Here is a 17,370-nt window from a genome sequence, read left to right on the forward strand (position 1 = left end):
TCACTCCTATTGTCTTCTGGCCACAATTTCATCCCGAGAAGCCAGCGCAATATTGGCGGCATGGTCAGAAATACGTTCCAAATTGTTAATCATATCTAAGAAAATAACACCAGCACTAGGCACACATTGTTGTGAATTTAATCGAAAAATATGATTCGTCCGTAGTTTTTTTTCCATTAAATCCACTTTTTTTTCTAAGTCTAAGACTTCTTCAATTAATCTAATATCAAGGGTTGTCATTGCTGTCAGTGCTTTTTCATAAGCCTCTAACGTTATACCTGAAATTTCTTTAATTTCTTCAACAGCCGTTTCTGTGAATAATAATTTATTATCTATTTTAAACTGCGATAATTCCGCTAAATTTTCAGCATGATCGCCTACTCTTTCAATATCATTGATGGTGTTGAATAATCCATCCACCGTTTCTCTTTGATCTGCCGATAGTTCTTTATTGGAAAGTTTTACAAGATAAGCCGCAATCTCCCGTTCCAACTCATTTGTCACCTTTTCCGTTTCCAAAGATTCCAATATTTTCTTTTCGCTACCATCTATAATGCTCTCGAGGGCATCTTTCAATGATTTCTTCGCCGTATTTCCCATGTGTAAGGTTTCTTTAATAGCAGTCCCTAAAGCAATAGATGGTGTATTCAAAATTCTCTCGTCAATATATTTTATCCCTATTACTGCATCCGCTTCACCCGGAACCATTTTGTAAGCTAATTTTATCAAAAGATTTGTAAACGGCAGCATTAAGAGTGTCGTGGTCACATTAAAAATAGTATGAGCATTTGCAATTTGTCTTGGAATATCTCCTGGATTTAAATATTGGATGATATGGTATGTTGGCTCCCGCAACAAAAATACAAAAATTGTGGTTCCTAGCAAATTAAAGAGTAAATGAAAATGAGCCGCTCTTTTTGCTGTACGATTGGCGCCAATACTTGAAATCATAGCTGTCACCGTTGTACCAAGATTGATACCAAATATAACCGGAAGTCCTGATTCAATAGGAATCAGTCCTTCCATAGCTAAAGCAAGTAAAATACCAGTAGAAGCCGTACTACTCTGAACCATAATGGTAATAGCAAATCCGGCTAAGATACCCAAAAAAGGATTTTCTCCAAAGCTAATAAGAAATGCTCGAAACCCTTCAAATTCTCGGAGCGGTCCTAAGGCATCGCTCATAAACTTCATTCCGATAAACAGCATCCCAAAACCAATAAATGCCTCCGATAGTTGCTTAGCTTTTCGATTTTTAGTAAAAAGCCATGCACCCACAGCAATCCCTACAATCAATGGTGCAAAACGCTCAATTTTAAATGTAATAATTTGGGCAGTGATGGTGGTTCCGATATTTGCCCCCATAATCACACTAGCAGCCTGCCCCAACTGCATCATACCTGCATTCACAAATCCAACAATCATAACGGTAGTGGCACTACTACTCTGCACGATCGCCGTAACAACGGCTCCCACCATAACTCCCGTAAAACGATTTGATGTTAAGGCGCTGATAATACTCTTCAACTTCTGACCAGCTACTTTTTGAAGGCCTGTACTCATTACATGCATTCCATATAAAAATAAGCCTAGTCCTCCAAGTACTCCAAAAGCGATATCCATTACTGTTCCTCCCCATTGCTGTATCAATAAATCATGGTTATTATGGTTGTATATTACTACCATAATAACAAAGCACCCATATTATACTATGAAACGAATTGAATTGGCAAAGAATCTTAAAAAAAATATCTCACTTTAAATAATCGCAATTTTCATTTTGATTTTATCTGATATAATTTCAGTGGCAGTAATGTAATTTCTTGCTGACTATGGTATTCTATTAAAAAACGCAACACTATTAACCACATTATAGGGAGGTAACCCATGATCGAACAAAAAATACAAAAAATAATCGCTGACCATTTGGGTATCGAACGTGTCCACTCTTTAACTCGCAGCACCATGTTAATGGAAGACTTAGATGCAGATTCTTTGGATGCTGTAGAAATCATCATGGCCATTGAAGATGCTTTTGACATTGAAATTCCCGATGAAATGGCAGAGTCCATCAAAACTATTGGCGATATCATTGATTATGTAGAAGAACAGCAGTAGAGACCAGAACTCAAAAGAACAGCTTGAATTCCTTCACTAGGAATTCAAGCTGTTCTCGTTTTTTCTTATTCAACCACCTTAATATCGTGCACAAAAACATTCACATTCTCAACAGGTACTTCCGTCATAGATTCTACGGCTTCTTTCACTTTTTTTTGGGCATCTTCAACGAGACAAGGAATAGAAACACCATACACTAATTCAATGGATAAGTTAAGATTAATACTCTTTTCATCTTTTTCGATTCTAACACCGTCTTTTGTGGCTGTATTTTTATTGAAAAGCGCTTGAATACCACCAGGAAATCCTCCGCTGATCGTGATAATTCCTTCAACATCCTTTACAGCATTTCGAGCAATCGTCATAATAATATCATCAGATATTCTAATTTTTCCCTGTTCACTGTAAAATATCATTGGATCTTCTTGTTTCATTTTGCTTTGCCCTCCTCTGTCTTTTTTTCGTTTCTTTCCTTTGTGTCGGATAGTCCAACGCCCATCTTAATTTGGCCTGCTGATATTCTGATTCTGTATTAATATTGGTAAATCCTCGCAACCCTGGATCCAACTGCTTTATTTGCGTTTCACAAACAGGTCTTACCAGCACATGATCATAAAAATCAACTATTTTGTAATGCTCTTCATCCAATTGTTTTTTTATAAAAGGTAAGCAGGTTTTACGATATAAGGCATGTAACGGCTGAAAATGTGACCCTATCATAGGAACTTTAACATCTTCACCATCCAATGTTTCCACCATATGTGTAATGAATTCACGATTTAAAAATGGCATGTCACAAGGCACTATAAATATATAGTCATGGCTAGCGTTCAACAAACCTGAATAAAGACCTATCAGAGAATTTTTTTTAGGAGTGTCTATTTCATCTACCACGAAACGAACATCATCCAGCATGTGAAAAGTAGAAGGATTACGGGTTACCAGCAGTATCTCATCAAACAAATCCTGCAGCACCTCCACGATCATCTGTATTATTTGCTTATCGCCAATTCTTAGCAACGCTTTGTTTTTTCCCATGCGCGTACTGCCACCTCCAGCTAGCACGACAGCAGAAATCCGATGTTTCACCATATCCATTCCCCATTTCTTGTTCCATTAAAAATGAGAATCTATTTCCCTATTATAGCATATCGAAAGAAAATTCTGCCTAAATGATGCAAAAGAATTTATAAGGTTTTCACAAGTTCTAATAAATCTTGGGAACTTCCTTGAATAGTTGGCTCTATCTTTTGCTTCTCTTTATTTAGCAAATGATCTGTTAGCAAATATGTTTGTATCCCTAAACTCCCTGCAGCCAAATCTTCAAATGCATCATTTCCTATCATCATGGCCTCCTTAGGCGATGCATTTAGATATTCAAGCAATTCTTCGTAATACTCTGTATTTGGTTTGGCTGCATGCATTAATTCATAGGTTGTGATAAATTGAAAGTCTTCTTTATTCAATCCCGCCCAATCTACCCGTTGTAAAACTGCTTCTTTAGGAAACAAAGGATTAGTCGCTATGGCTATTTGATAGTTTTTTTCTTTCAAAATATTAACAATTTCTACCATTTTAGGCTCTTTCCAGGTCGATGGCTTGACTACATCAAAATCATTTTTATAGAATTGATGGAAAATATTTTTAACTTCTTCCTTAGTCATGGGAAGGTCTTGCATAAATGTATTCTCAAATACTTTTTCATTAGTTTTTTTTCTACCTGTGTTGTTCATCATTGATTTTGTTGCTGCCCAGAGTCTATCCCTGAACACTTCTGGAGCCAAGAATGGCTTAAATTTTTCGGTTAAACCAGTTATATACAGATTCATAAACTTCTCTAAGTTCATGGGCAGTAAGGTGCCATCTAAGTCAAATAGGATTGTTTTCATTCGAAACGCCTCCTGTCAGAATAAATTAAGAATATATTCTATTCTTATTATATCGAAACAAGCTTTAAATAACAATGACCCTATTTCCCCATAAAAAAAGCCCTCCATTTATGGCGGGCCTTATCCTACTGATAAAACAAATTAATCATCCATTGTTTTTAAATCTTCATCTACAATAAACTCTGCTTCGGTTACTTCTCTGATTTTTTCTACGGTTGTATCAGGTGCAATTTCTCTTAAATACATGCCACCAGGCGTAATTTCAAAGACGCCCATTTCCGTTACAATCATGTCTACTTCTTTTTTTGCTGTAAGAGGAAGTGTACAAGATCTTAGAATTTTAGGTTTCCCTTTAGCCGTATGCTCCATGGCTAGTATGACTTTTTTAGCTCCTACTACTAAGTCCATTGCTCCCCCCATTCCAGGAACTAGTTTTCCTGGAATCATCCAGTTAGCTAAATTCCCTTCCTGGTCTACTTGAAGAGCTCCCAGAACAGTAGCATCCACATGTCCACCACGAATAATACCAAAAGAAGTCGCACTATCAAAGTATGCAGCCCCTTCTAGTACGGTTACAGGAAGCCCTCCTGCATTCACGACATCTGGATCTTCTTTTCCTTCTTCTGGAACAGGTCCCATACGCACAAACCCGTTTTCAGACTGAAGAATCACTTCAATACCTTCAGGTATATAATTCGCTACAAGAGTGGGCATCCCTATGCCTAAGTTAACAATATCGCCATCTTGAAAATCCTTTGCCACTCTCTTTGCAATTCTTTCACGAATATCCATTCTTATTCCCCCTTTACAATGTAATCCACAAAAATGCCTGGTGTCATAACGTTGTTGGGATCAATTTCCCCCACCTCTACCAGTTCGCAGGCTTCAACTATCACAACATCCGCAGCTGTTGCCATATGAGTATTAAAGTTTCTAGTAGCTGCGTTATACCATACATTCCCCTTTTTATCCACTTTTGTTCCTCGAATCAATGCCACATCTGCTCTCAAAGGCATTTCTAAAAGATATTCTTTTCCATCTAAAGCCATTTTTTGCTTTCCTTCTTCTACAACAGTACCAACACCTGTGGGTGTCAGAAAACCACCTAGTCCAGCACCCCCAGCTCTAATTCTTTCCGCTAGTGTTCCTTGTGGTATTAATGTAACATCGATTAAACCTTCATTCATCATTTTACCCGTTTCTGGGTTTGTCCCAATATGAGATGCATATAGCTTTTTTATCTGTCCGTTCACTATCAGCTTTCCAATTCCAACATTGGGTCTTGCTGTGTCCGTACAGATAAGAAATAAATCTTTTACTTTCTTATCTACCAAACCATCCACCAATGTCTCTGGTGTTCCTGCTCCCATAAACCCAGGGATCATAACCGTTGTTCCATCTTTAACAAACTTAAGTGCTTCTTCCAGTGAGACAACTTTACTCATATAACACCCTCCTTTGACTATATTAGTCTTACTTAAGCCCTTTTTAGGACATTCCTACTACATGATACCAGAATTATACCTACTTGTCCAAGTCTGGCTGTAAATTCAATTCCTATTTCGAAAATCGTTGAAAGTATAATTCCTGTAGCCAATATAACAAAATCCATTTCTTGAGAAATTAAACATGCTGTTCTCCTATCAATTACGAGAATGTTAGCAAAAAGAAAACCATAGCAATTGACGCCAGAGGAGTAATTACCCAACCTGCAAAGATCTTCGCTAGTAAAGACGCTTTTATGTTTCTTCCTCCCTTTGCCAAACCAATCCCTACAACCGAACCTACAACAGCCTGAGATTGAGATACTGGAACCAAGGGAAAAGTTGGTAAGTTTTTTTCCAATAGAAAAGATTGTAAATTTTGGGATGCAAATAGAAAAAGTACCAGCCCACTAGAAAGCACAATAATAAGAGCATGCGCAGGTGTTAGTTTGTAAATCCCACTACCGATAGTTGACATAACTTTATGTGAGTATGTATACACCCCTGTCGAAACTGCCAGGGACCCCAGCAAAAATAACATCTGCTGACCAGATAAAATCACAGTCTCCCCCACTAACAGTCCTGGTATTTCCAGGCTGTTCACAAAAACCCCCATTACATTGGCCATATTATTTGCTCCAAGGCTATAGGCACCAAAAGCTCCTGCGGTTAGCAACGATATTCTCAACCAACGATCCCGCCGAAGAATATGAACCGGCATGTTTTTCCAAAACCAAGAAAACAACAAGTATAAAATAACAGCCATCACACCACCAAGAATCGGCGCGAACACCCAAGTACCCGCTATACGCATTAACAATGACCAGTCTATCGAATGACCATGATACAAATTCCACCCCACCAAAGAGCCTATGATAGACTGAGAAGTAGAAACAGGTAGTCCTTTCCAAGTCATGACCATAACAACAATAGCTGCCGCTAAAGAAGCCATAAAAGCTTCCTCTAAGCGATGGATGTTCCCAAGTTCTCCCAATGTCTCCGTCGTTCCAGCCCCACTAATAACAGCACCAAGTGTTACGAAAATCGCTATGATCAAAGCAGCCGATCCAAACTTAATCATTCTAGTGCTTACCGCCGTGCCCATAATATTTGCTGCGTCATTAGCACCCAGAGACCAACCCATAAAAAGACCTGCAGACAGAAAAAATAATGCAGCTGGATTCGCTCCCATGAAACCCCCCCTTTAATCAGACTTACTGATTACTCGTATACATCTTCTTTTATTTGTTGTAACAGCCAACACAAAGCCATGCTGGTTCCTCTAAACCGCATTTGATTTCGTTTTCCGGATAAATGTACACACGTTGCTTTCTGAAAACCCTTCATAAACAATCCAATCCACATTAAACCCAACTGTGATTCATCTGTTCCTGAATCTGTCCAACCCGTAACCGCCAAGCCAACATCAGATCCCGAAACAGCAGCCACTCCCTTTGCCATAGCTATCGCCGTTTCTTTACTAACGACACCATGTTTGTCAATTAACGAAGGCTGAATCCCCAATTGTTGAATTTTAGATTCAATCCCATAGGTTATCCTACCTTCTTTTAGGCAAGATGACATCCCCGTTACATTAACCAGCCTGGCACAGATTAATCCACCAGTCATAGACTCTGCTACAGAAAGCGTCAGCCCTTTGGATCTCATAAGTTGATACACATTCTCTTCTAAACTCAACTCACCTTCCGCATAAATCAGAGATCCCAATAGACTATAAATTTCTTTCTCCACTGGCTTCAATAAGAGTTCAGCTTTTTCCACGGATTCTGCTCTGGCCGTCACCCTTATATGAACTTCACCTTCTTTAGCATAGGGTGCAATCGTGGGATTGCTTTGATGATGTATGAGCTTTAAAAGCCTTTCTTCTACCTGACTTTCTCCTATACCACATATGCGAAAAGTTTTCGAATGAAATGTCTGTTTCAAATAAAACGCCAATTTAGGCACTACTTGCTCTTCAAACATAGGGATCATTTCTTTTGGTGGCCCAGGCATCATAACCATTATTTTATCATCCTGCTGAATCCAACAACCTGGAGCTGTACCGTAGCCATTCTTTAAAATATCAGCACCAACAGGAAAAGTAGCTTGTTTTTTTGCACTTTCAGAAGGAGCTAAGCCTCTACTTGCATAAAACCCGTAAATTGAGTCCCATATATCTGGAAAAAAAACCATTTTACAAGAAAAATATTTTCCTGCTATTTCTTTTGTTATATCATCCTCTGTGGGTCCTAGTCCACCAGAGATAACGATAAGATCCGCCCTACTATAAGCAATATCATAAGCTTTCATAACCCTTTCTGGATTATCCCCCACCACGGTTTGATAATATACATAAATCCCAAGCTCTGCCAATCGTTTTGCCAAATACTGAGCATTTGTATTTGTAATGTCTCCCAACAATATTTCAGTTCCTATACTCACAATCTCTGCCTTCATCTGATCTCCTCACATTCTTATGCTTCTTCTACCTGTTGAGTCCCATAGTCTTCTGGAGCAATCAGTTGAAGAGCGTAGGGGATGACACTAAAGTTCATAGGTAGCTGACCACATAGTTCACCATCCACATCTATATCCACCTCTTGCTTGCTATTTAATCGAAAAGAATCAACACGATAATATGCTATCCCCTTCTTAGGTGTTTCTTTTTTTCTTAAAAAGCTTAAAAATACGTTAGCCATGTCTTGAAGCTCTGTGTTTTCAACGATAAGTAAGTCTAATTTCCCATCCTCAAGGGATGCTTTAGGCACAAGATTCTTAAATCCTCCGACAATCGGTCCATTGGCTAGTAGAAAAAAAAGTGTTTTTCGTGTTTCTACTCTACCTTCTAACTCCAATTCGATTTCAATGGTCTGAAAAAACTGTTTCGGAAATTCAAGAAAACCTTCTAAATAGTAAGCAAATTTGCCTAGGATTGATTTTTTTTCTGCCGATACTTTATGTGCCAAATCAGGTAAAAGACCACCAGCTGCCACATTTAAAAAATATCTGTCTCCCGCTTTCCCTACGTCTACAGGAATTATCAATGGTTTAAGAATCATCTCAGCATAGGTTTGCAGATTCTTAGGTATTTTAAGATGAGTCGCCACATCATTAGCCGTTCCCATTGGAAATAATGCTAAAGGAATAACTGCTCCAGCTTTCATCAAGCCATTCACCACTTCATTAGTGGTTCCGTCCCCCCCAAAAACAATGATCATCTCATAATGACCTGATCCAAATTTAGCGGCAGCTTCCATGGTATCTTCTTTGCCTTTTGTTTCATGAACAAAAAACTCACATTCTTCTCTTTCTAAAATCACTTTTTTCAGTGATTCAAATCGCTCTAAACCCAATTTTCTACCTGCTTTTGGATTTACAATCACTGCATAATTCTTCATGGACGTCTCCCTTTCTGACAGTTTTTTGTAGAATCCATTTCTACTTCTTCTCACTTTATAAATTGTTTTCCAGAAGGATGGAATGCTTCGATTAATCTTATCATTATATACATTCCCGTTTCAATCTGTTTTTAATTCATAAGGATCATACAAATTCCAAGTTCTTCTTGAAATCCATAAGGTTTCAAGAATCATGGAAACAATTTTTCGATCCATACTTTCAACAAGTTCTATGATTCTTTTCATTTTTACTAGGGTATAGATGATATCGGTGGGGTTTCGAAAGTTAAAAGCGAGGTGATTATATTGTCAAGTTATTTAGCTCTTGTTCCTTTTTTAAAAAAATATAAGCATTTTTATATCTGGGGTGTTCTCTCTCTCATCGCTGTAGATGCATTGCAGCTTGCAGTCCCCGAAATCCTTCGTCGTGTTACAGATGCAATTATGTTTGATACTTTAGACAGAGAAAAATTGTTGTTTTATAGCATCCTCATAGTTGTCATAGGATTTCTGATGATGGTCTTCCGGTTCCTCTGGCGGATTCTTATTATAAATTCATCTAGACGCATGGAATACGAACTTAGAAATGAAATGTTTGATCAGTTTCTCCGATTATCAACGTCCTATTATAGCCGAAAAAAAACAGGTGATTTGATGGCTCATGCCACTAACGATATTTTGGCAGTTCGCATGGCCGCCAGCGGCGGTATCATAACCCTCACAGATGCATTATTTCTTAACATAGCCGCTGTCACTATGATGATGATTACTACAGATATACGTTTAACCTTTCTAGCCCTTCTTCCAATGCCCTTTCTAGCATTTACTATTTATTGCTTTGGTAGAGCTATTAATTATCGTTTTAAAAATGTTCAAGAAAATTTTTCAAAACTAACAGAAAAGGCACAAGAAAATTTTTCTGGCATTCGAGTTATTAAATCCTTTTCTAGAGAAAAAGAAGAACTCCTTGATTTTGATCAATACAATGACAATCTTTTCCGACAAAACATGAGTCTAGCATTACTTTTTGGAACCTTTACACCAACCATCCAGTTTATATCTAGTATTAGTTTTTTTATTACTCTTATTTATGGTACCCATTTGGTTCTAAACCATACCATTACCTTGGGTTCTTTTGTAGCTTTTAATGCATATCTGGCTTCTATGGTTTGGTCTGTTCCTGTTATTGGGTTCGTCATCAACATATTGCAACGCGGCGCCGCTTCCATGGCACGAATTAATGTAGTAATGGCTGAAAAACCTGAAATAATAGAATCGCCTCATCCTATTCACTTAGAACACTTCACTGGATCCATCAGTTTTGAAAATGTTTCTTTTAGCTACAATTCAGAAGAGAATCAGGTTTTGAAAGATCTCAGCTTCCAAATCAAACCCGGATCAACTTTAGGCATTATCGGCCACACAGGAAGCGGAAAAAGCACCATCCCAACTTTATTACTTCGTTTATACGACCCAGACGATGGCATTATTTCAATTGATAATTCCCCCCTGAAGCAGCTATCCCTAGAATCTTTAAGACATCATATTGGATACGTGGAGCAAAATAGCTTTATTTTCTCTACAAGCATTCGGGAAAATATTGGATTTGGAGTGGAGTCTTCTACGCAACAATCAATTGAAGAGGCTGCTACTTTAGCTGGATTGCATCAAGATATTATTCAATTTCCACTACAATACGATACTATTGTAGGAGAACGTGGTGTCACTTTATCTGGCGGACAAAAACAAAGGCTGGCCATCGCCAGAGCACTTTTAAAAAACCCTTCTTTTTTGATTTTAGACGATGCTTTATCTGCTGTAGACACACAAACAGAAGAGAAAATATTAGAAGGAATTCAAGAAACCATCAACACTAAAACTACATTGATCATCGCTCATCGTATTTCAACTTTAAAATACTGCACTCAAATCATGGTCCTGGATAAAGGGAGAATAGCAGAGTTGGGTACTCATGAAGAACTCTTAGATAGGGATGGATACTATGCTCATCAATACCGTCAACAGATGTTGGAAAAAGAAATACTTTAATAATGGGAGCTGAAGGCATTGAGCAGTTATTTCGAAGAAGAAACGCTAGAAAAAACGTATGATCGTTCATTAATGAAACGTTTATTATGCTATGCTAAGCCACATTTTTTATTGCTAGTGTTAGCCATTGTATTACTTGCTTTTACAGCATTTGCCGAGCTAGCGCAGCCCTATCTTTTTAAAATTGCAATCGACAACCATCTTCACTATTCCGAGAAAGAATATACCTTAAACGAAGATACCGCTGCTTATTTTCATGAGCAAGTGCCAGATCATTCCATTAAAGTCTTAAGGAAAGATGGAAATTTCTATCTTTCTTCCGTTGCCGAAGAAAACAAATTATCTGAGCATCAAGTACAGGCATTGAGAGCCCAAGATTCACGCTCTGTTTTAAGGATTGGTTTTATCCTTATAGGAATTTTATTTGCAGCTTTTTTTATTAATTTCGCTCAAGTTTATATCCTTAATTATGCCAGCAATAAAATCATCTTTGCTATACGCCATGACTTGTTTAGCCACATCCAAAAAATGTCCCTTTCTTTTTTCGATGAGCAACCTGTTGGACGTTTAGTCACCCGTATAACTAACGACACAGAAACCCTTCATGAGATGTATACCAATGTATTGGTAAATCTTTTTAAAGACCTCTTTCTTTTACTAGGAATTGTTATCATTATGCTTAGTCTCAACCGCCAACTAGCTCTAATAACTTTTTCAATGATCCCAGTTGTTTTGTTGGCATCCTATTATTTTAGGGGTAAAATCCGAGAAGCTTACCGGAATGTACGCATTCACCTAGCCCGTGTCAATGCATCTTTGAACGAGAATATTTCTGGCATCAAAACCATCCATGTTTATAAACAGGAAGCCAATCGTAGCAATCAATTCCAAGATTTAAACCATCAATTATTAAAGGCAAACGAGCGCGAAAATTTTATTTCTTCAATTTTCAGACCAGGAGTAGAGTTAATTTCTTCTTTGGTCATGGCCTTGATCATTTATTTTGGCGGCGGATTGGTCATCGATCAAATGATTGAATTTGGAATTCTTTTTGCTTTTATTAATTATATTCGTTTATTTTTTCAACCTATCAATAACTTGACAGAAAAATATAACATACTGCAGTCTGCTATGGCATCATCAGAACGCATTTTCCAGCTAATGGATCAACCTCCCGCTATTATTGACAAAACCAAAGCTTATGAACCTGCAACCATAAACGGCTCGGTTGAATTTAAAAATGTCTGGTTTGCATACAAGGACGAGGAATGGATTCTAAAAAATGTCAGTTTTAAAGCCAAAGCAGGAGAATCCATCGCTTTTGTTGGCGCCACTGGAGCTGGCAAGACATCTATTATAAATGTTTTGGCTCGTTTTTATGATATTCAGCACGGCAGTATCTTAATCGATGATATCGATATCCGTGAATACAGCCAAAAATATCTTCGTCAACATATAGGTATTGTTCAACAGGAAGTTTTCTTGTTTTCTGGAAGCATAGCAGATAATATTAATATAAGTCAAAAATTTGGATCCATTTCACCAATTAAAGAAATCGCCAAAGAAGTCAACGCTCATCACTTTATTGAAAATCTCCCTCAGCAATATCAACATCAGGTTTTAGAGAGAGGTAATAACTTCTCAACAGGTCAACAACAACTTATCTCTTTTGCTCGAACCTTGGCCTCTGATCCATCCATTTTAATATTAGACGAAGCGACAGCACATATTGATGCAGAAACAGAAAGTCTAATCCAAGGGGCTATCCCTCGCTTAATGAATGGTCGAACCACCTTTGCCATTGCACATCGCCTTTCAACAATTCAGCATTGTAGCCAAATCATTGTTTTACATCATGGCGAAATCGTTGAAGCAGGTCATCATCAAGAACTTCTTAAACAAAGAGGCTATTACCATAAACTCTATACCCTACAATACCAATCCCACGAGAAAAAGTAATGACCACTCTGCCATAGATATCAAAAGCCCCTTGGGAAATATATGCTTCCCAAGGGGCTTTTGGCACTTTGTTTAATACTCTTGCATAAAAACCCTCTCTTGTAGTTCGCAAGCTTCAAGCGTACATCTGTCCAAAACACAGTGTATACATGTTAACACTCTGCACTTCACTGTTTTTACAGTATCTTCAACTGATTGCTTTTCCATTTTTTTCATTTTTATCATCCCCCCTACAAACTAGTTCAAATTATTATTATGATGGATATTATACTATTCCACCATTTATCTGTCAACTTGATTGCGAAGCTTATTTTTTACATTTTTCATTTTTAAAAATTTTTTCAATTCTTATTTTATCTTTCAGCATCTTTATTAAGCAATCGATACTGCTTTTCCTTTGATGAATACAATCATTTTTTGCAAGTTTATCTTGTGTTAATTCGTTTTGACAGCCTTCTTTCTTTCGATTACAATGGTAAAAGAATTGTTTTCTACCATCACACACAAGGAGGCTTTTTATGTTTGATTATCATATTCACACACACCATTCTTTTGATGGGTATCATTCTATGAAAGACCTGGCCGAAAAAGCCATCTCAATAGGGTTGAAAGAAATTTGTTTTACAGACCATAAAGATTATGATTACGATGGCAAAGGGAGTCACTTCACTTTTTCCTATGAGGATTTTTTCCGCGAGCTAGAAAAAACTGCCTATGATTACCAGAGTCAAATTCGCTTAAAAGCAGGAGTAGAATTTGGTCTTCAGCCTCATATTTTACAAAAATATAGAGAAGATATCGAAAAATATCCTTTTGATTTTATTATCGGTTCCTTACACAGCGCAAAAAAATCCGATATTTTTGCTGGCGACTTTTTTGATAATCGGACACAAGCAGAAGCATACACGGATTATTTTGATGACTTACTTAAGACAGTTAGACAAGATGCTCCTTTTTCAGTTATTGGCCACTTGGACATGATTAAACGTTATGGAGACTATGATAAGGTTTTAAACCTTCCGCATTATTATGATATGCTGGAATTGATTTTCAAAGAAATAATTCAAGGAAACCAAGGACTAGAAGTTAACACTTCAGGTTTTCGCTACCATTTAGGGGATACTCATCCATCTATAGATATATTACAGCTATATCACCAGATGGGAGGAGAAATCCTAGTAATTGGCTCAGATACCCACAGAATAACAGAGTTGGGTTATCATTTATTGGAAACATTAAGGACATTACATTCCATCGGTTTTCGATATATTTGCACCTTCGAAAAACTCAAGCCACAATTTCATAAAATCGAATCTTTACTCTAGTGCCAATCAAACCAAAAGCCTTTCTTTTGCCACATAAAAACAGGTATCGCATAGCGATACCTGTTTTTATGTGTTGTATTTTTTAAGTAGATCCTCAAGTCCCTCTCTCATAAGACCAGCTTCGGTTTTGTTAAGCTTTCCAGCTAAACGACTCAGATTTTGTGCTTTTTCTCTCGCTATACACACCTTCTTTTCCACCCAAATGTGACTAGTTGCCACAATTGTTTGGTTTTTGCCATTGCACTTAGCTTTTTTCAAAGCTTTATCTACGTTTTCGATCAACGCTTCTGTGGTTTTTCCATTATGGGGAAAAGAAGATAGTCCAGCACTAAATCGTACCTTTAGATCTTTATCTCCAGCTAAAATTGTATGATCGTCGCAAAATTTCCGTATTTCCTCAATAAGTAAATGGCCAGTTTCTCGAGGCGTCTCCAACATCATTACCATAAATTCATCTTTGTGGGTTCGACATACCAAGTCATTTTCTCTCAAATTTCCCTCTAGGGTATTTGCGATTTTGCGGATAACCTGATCTCCAACATGTTCGCCATAAAATCGATTCACTGTTTCAAAATCATCAATATTTACCTTAATCAATACAATCTCTTTGGAAAAAGACTGTATTTCATTTTCCAAATGGCAATACAACTCTTGTTCCGTCATCAATCCTTCTATCGTTTTTATCATAATCGATTCACCTCACTGAAGTCATCAATTCCCATGATGATTATGTACCCTTTTACTACTAAAAATCACATTAAAATTTCTATTTCATCACCAGTTTTAATGGTTCCTCCTTTTAAAATTTTTGTGAAAATACCTTCTTTTGGCATAACACAATCACCAACTTTTTGAAAAATTTCACATCCATGATGGCATTCTTTGCCAATTTGTGTCACTTCCTGTAAGGTATCTCCTATCTTAAGCTTTGTGCCAACAGGAAGTTCATAAAGAACAATCCCTTCCGTCAGAATATTCTCAGCAAAAATCCCAGCTTCCAAATCATGGATCACACCCAAAGCCCTTATCTTATCAACACTTTCTTGTCCTAACAAACTCACTTGACGATGCCATTCCCCTGCATGAGCATCATCTTTTAATCCATGATCCTCAATAAACAGCCCTTCTTCTACCGGTTTTTTAACAACACCCTTCTCTTTACTTATATTAATCGACAGTACTTTCGCCATTCTTTTTCCTCCCATCAATTGATATTTTAATCAATAATTTTTACGATACCCATATCCGAACAATCATATCCGCCTAAGGCTTGAATCTGTAGTTTAAATGACTCACTTTTAATAATTTCCAGTAATTGTTTCACTTTTTCAGTTTCAAGTTGTTTTTCCCGTAGTAAAAGATCATAGTCCTCCCATTCCACAGGTATAAATTCCAATTCCATCGCTACAGCAGCAGACTCTACACCCATTCCACAATCAGCTGTTCCTGTTTTTATGGCAGCAGCTACTGCCATATGAGTAGTCATTTCACGATGGTACCCTGTGATTTCATCCCGCTCCACGCATAACTTTTGCAATAAATGATCCAAAAGAATTCTTGTCCCCGCTCCTTTTTGCCTATTTACCATGACAACGTCTTCTCTGGATAAATCTTTTAAACTTTTTATTTTCTTTGGATTTCCCTGTTGAACGATCAATCCTTGACAACGTTTAACCAGTTTAATCAAACACATTTTTTCACCCGGAAAATACTTCTTTACATAGGACTCATTGTATTTGCCAGTATGATCATCCAGTAAATGAATCGGCGCAAGATGGCATTCATTTTGTTTCATCGATATCAGGCCACCCATACTTCCAACATGCGAAGAAGCAAGTCCCAGGCTGCTCCCATACTTTTTCATCTCATTTGCTAACAAGTCCATTACAATATCGTGGCTACCTATAGACACCAACACATTAAAAAGCGTATCTATGGGCCTTGATAGCTCCACTTCTACCAGTTCACCTTTTTCATAGCCTTCAGAGGACTGAGGAATCCTGAGAATGCCATCCCCACGAACCAGCGACATCGTAACACCAGCACCTCGATTTAAGGGCGTCACAATCCATCGATCCTCTACTTTCCCGAGCTTTACACGAATAAATTCTTCATGTTTTAAAGAAGAAACAACTCTTCTGACTAAGGTGGCTTTCAACGTTTCAGGTTTAGGAGCCACTTCATCTCGAAGAAGGTAGACCAAAGGTCGAATAATTTGTTCAAACACTACATATGCAGACACTGGATAACCAGGAATCCCTACCACTGGTTTTCCATCTACTTCTGCTAAAATCACAGGTTTTCCAGGTTTAATGGCAACACCATGGGTATAAACATTCCCTAGTTCACGAAGTATATCAACGGTATAATCCTTTGTACCAGCAGATGAACCTGCATTCACTACCAACACATCATTATATTTTATAGCCGTCTTAATAGACTGTTTAATGCTTTCTGGATCGTCTTTAACAATTGGATACGTCTTCCCTATCACTCCATAGCTGTGAAGCAAGGCACAAAACATTTTGCTATTAGACTCGATAATTTTTCCTTCTGGAAGCGGATTTGTTAAAGCTGTAATTTCAGATCCTGTCGGAATAATACCCACAGACATTTGAGTAAAAACATCAACTTGTTCAATACCACCAGATAGGAGAGCCCCAATATCCTGCGGACGAATGACGTGATTCTCTGACAGGATCAGTTCTCCCTTCACAAGGTCTTCCCCTACAGGTCTTATGTGTTGCCAAGGACTAGCTGCCTGTCTTATTTCAACGGTTTCGCTATCCAATTCCACCACATCTTCGATCATTACAACCGCATTTAGCCTAGATTTTAAAGGAGCTCCAGTATTAATTACTTGAAAATGCTTTTCTTTTTTTAATCGTATTGGATTTGTTTCTGAAGCTCCAAATGTGTCTTCCGCGTTAACGGCAATCCCATCCATTGCCGCTGCATTATAGTGAGGTGCAGATATTTTAGCAAAAACTGGTTTAGATGTTTTTCGATTGTGCGAATCAGACACAGATACCCTTTCTACTGGGAAGCCACCGAAAGATTCCTTCACGATATTTATATAACGTTCCACAGCTTCATCTAGCGGTGTATTGGTTAGGTATACATTTCTCTCTTTTGTCCCCACTTT

The 17,370-nt window shown here is 37.7% G+C and carries 16 protein-coding genes; 4 read left to right on the plus strand and 12 right to left on the minus strand.

Annotated elements, in window-relative coordinates:
* Positions 1-6 precede the first annotated feature (6 nt).
* On the minus strand, positions 7-1,623 hold the full coding sequence (locus ACZ47N_RS01455; RefSeq protein ID WP_464888401.1) for a Na/Pi cotransporter family protein: 1,617 nt from the start codon (positions 1,621-1,623) through the stop codon (positions 7-9).
* Between the two features lie 264 nt (positions 1,624-1,887).
* Between ACZ47N_RS01455 and acpP the strand changes: the two genes are divergently transcribed.
* Positions 1,888-2,118, plus strand: coding sequence for an acyl carrier protein (acpP, locus tag ACZ47N_RS01460; protein ID WP_464887368.1), 231 nt, complete (start codon positions 1,888-1,890; stop codon positions 2,116-2,118).
* A 65-nt stretch (positions 2,119-2,183) separates the two neighbouring features.
* On the opposite strand, the gene ACZ47N_RS01465 is transcribed toward acpP, so the two are convergent.
* The 8 genes from ACZ47N_RS01465 to ACZ47N_RS01500 all read right to left on the minus strand — a co-directional run bounded on the left by ACZ47N_RS01465 (position 2,184) and on the right by ACZ47N_RS01500 (position 8,892).
* A complete protein-coding gene (locus tag ACZ47N_RS01465; RefSeq protein WP_464887369.1) occupies positions 2,184-2,552 on the minus strand; it encodes an Asp23/Gls24 family envelope stress response protein in 369 nt (122 codons plus the stop codon).
* On the minus strand, positions 2,518-3,210 hold the full coding sequence (locus ACZ47N_RS01470) for a molybdenum cofactor guanylyltransferase (protein WP_464887370.1): 693 nt from the start codon (positions 3,208-3,210) through the stop codon (positions 2,518-2,520). The genes ACZ47N_RS01465 and ACZ47N_RS01470 overlap by 35 nt, the downstream gene beginning before the upstream one ends.
* Positions 3,211-3,305: 95 nt before the next feature.
* A complete protein-coding gene (locus ACZ47N_RS01475; protein WP_464887371.1) occupies positions 3,306-4,007 on the minus strand; it encodes an HAD family hydrolase in 702 nt (233 codons plus the stop codon).
* Positions 4,008-4,148: 141 nt separating this feature from the next.
* On the minus strand, positions 4,149-4,799 hold the full coding sequence (locus ACZ47N_RS01480; protein WP_464887372.1) for a CoA transferase subunit B: 651 nt from the start codon (positions 4,797-4,799) through the stop codon (positions 4,149-4,151).
* Between the two features lie 2 nt (positions 4,800-4,801).
* Complete coding sequence (locus ACZ47N_RS01485) at positions 4,802-5,452, minus strand: CoA transferase subunit A (protein WP_464887373.1); 651 nt, start codon at positions 5,450-5,452, stop codon at positions 4,802-4,804.
* A gap of 202 nt (positions 5,453-5,654) precedes the next feature.
* Complete coding sequence (locus tag ACZ47N_RS01490) at positions 5,655-6,683, minus strand: inorganic phosphate transporter (protein ID WP_464887374.1); 1,029 nt, start codon at positions 6,681-6,683, stop codon at positions 5,655-5,657.
* 29 nt (positions 6,684-6,712) lie between these two features.
* Positions 6,713-7,951, minus strand: coding sequence for a competence/damage-inducible protein A (locus tag ACZ47N_RS01495; RefSeq protein ID WP_464887375.1), 1,239 nt, complete (start codon positions 7,949-7,951; stop codon positions 6,713-6,715).
* Between the two features lie 17 nt (positions 7,952-7,968).
* Positions 7,969-8,892 (minus strand): diacylglycerol/lipid kinase family protein, encoded by a 924-nt coding sequence (locus ACZ47N_RS01500; RefSeq protein ID WP_464887376.1) that lies wholly within the window; start codon positions 8,890-8,892, stop codon positions 7,969-7,971.
* A 306-nt stretch (positions 8,893-9,198) separates the two neighbouring features.
* Between ACZ47N_RS01500 and ACZ47N_RS01505 the strand changes: the two genes are divergently transcribed.
* The 3 genes from ACZ47N_RS01505 (at position 9,199) to ACZ47N_RS01515 (ending at position 14,225) form a co-directional block, all read left to right on the plus strand.
* A complete protein-coding gene (locus ACZ47N_RS01505; protein ID WP_464887377.1) occupies positions 9,199-10,941 on the plus strand; it encodes an ABC transporter ATP-binding protein in 1,743 nt (580 codons plus the stop codon).
* Positions 10,942-10,959: 18 nt separating this feature from the next.
* Complete coding sequence (locus ACZ47N_RS01510; protein ID WP_464887378.1) at positions 10,960-12,900, plus strand: ABC transporter ATP-binding protein; 1,941 nt, start codon at positions 10,960-10,962, stop codon at positions 12,898-12,900.
* Positions 12,901-13,418: 518 nt separating this feature from the next.
* Positions 13,419-14,225 carry a histidinol-phosphatase HisJ family protein gene (locus tag ACZ47N_RS01515; protein ID WP_464887379.1) on the plus strand — a complete coding sequence of 269 codons (807 nt, stop codon included), beginning with the start codon at positions 13,419-13,421 and terminating at the stop codon, positions 14,223-14,225.
* A 66-nt stretch (positions 14,226-14,291) separates the two neighbouring features.
* Here ACZ47N_RS01515 and ACZ47N_RS01520 read toward each other — a convergent pair whose 3' ends face one another.
* The 3 genes from ACZ47N_RS01520 to ACZ47N_RS01530 all read right to left on the minus strand — a co-directional run bounded on the left by ACZ47N_RS01520 (position 14,292) and on the right by ACZ47N_RS01530 (position 17,367).
* Complete coding sequence (locus ACZ47N_RS01520; RefSeq protein ID WP_464887380.1) at positions 14,292-14,912, minus strand: GGDEF domain-containing protein; 621 nt, start codon at positions 14,910-14,912, stop codon at positions 14,292-14,294.
* Between the two features lie 65 nt (positions 14,913-14,977).
* Positions 14,978-15,415, minus strand: a complete 438-nt coding sequence (locus tag ACZ47N_RS01525; RefSeq protein ID WP_464887381.1) for an MOSC domain-containing protein — start codon at positions 15,413-15,415, stop codon at positions 14,978-14,980.
* Between the two features lie 26 nt (positions 15,416-15,441).
* On the minus strand, positions 15,442-17,367 hold the full coding sequence (locus tag ACZ47N_RS01530) for a molybdopterin biosynthesis protein (RefSeq protein ID WP_464887382.1): 1,926 nt from the start codon (positions 17,365-17,367) through the stop codon (positions 15,442-15,444).
* Positions 17,368-17,370 lie beyond the last annotated feature (3 nt).

It is taken from the genome of Tindallia texcoconensis (genome assembly GCF_055383815.1).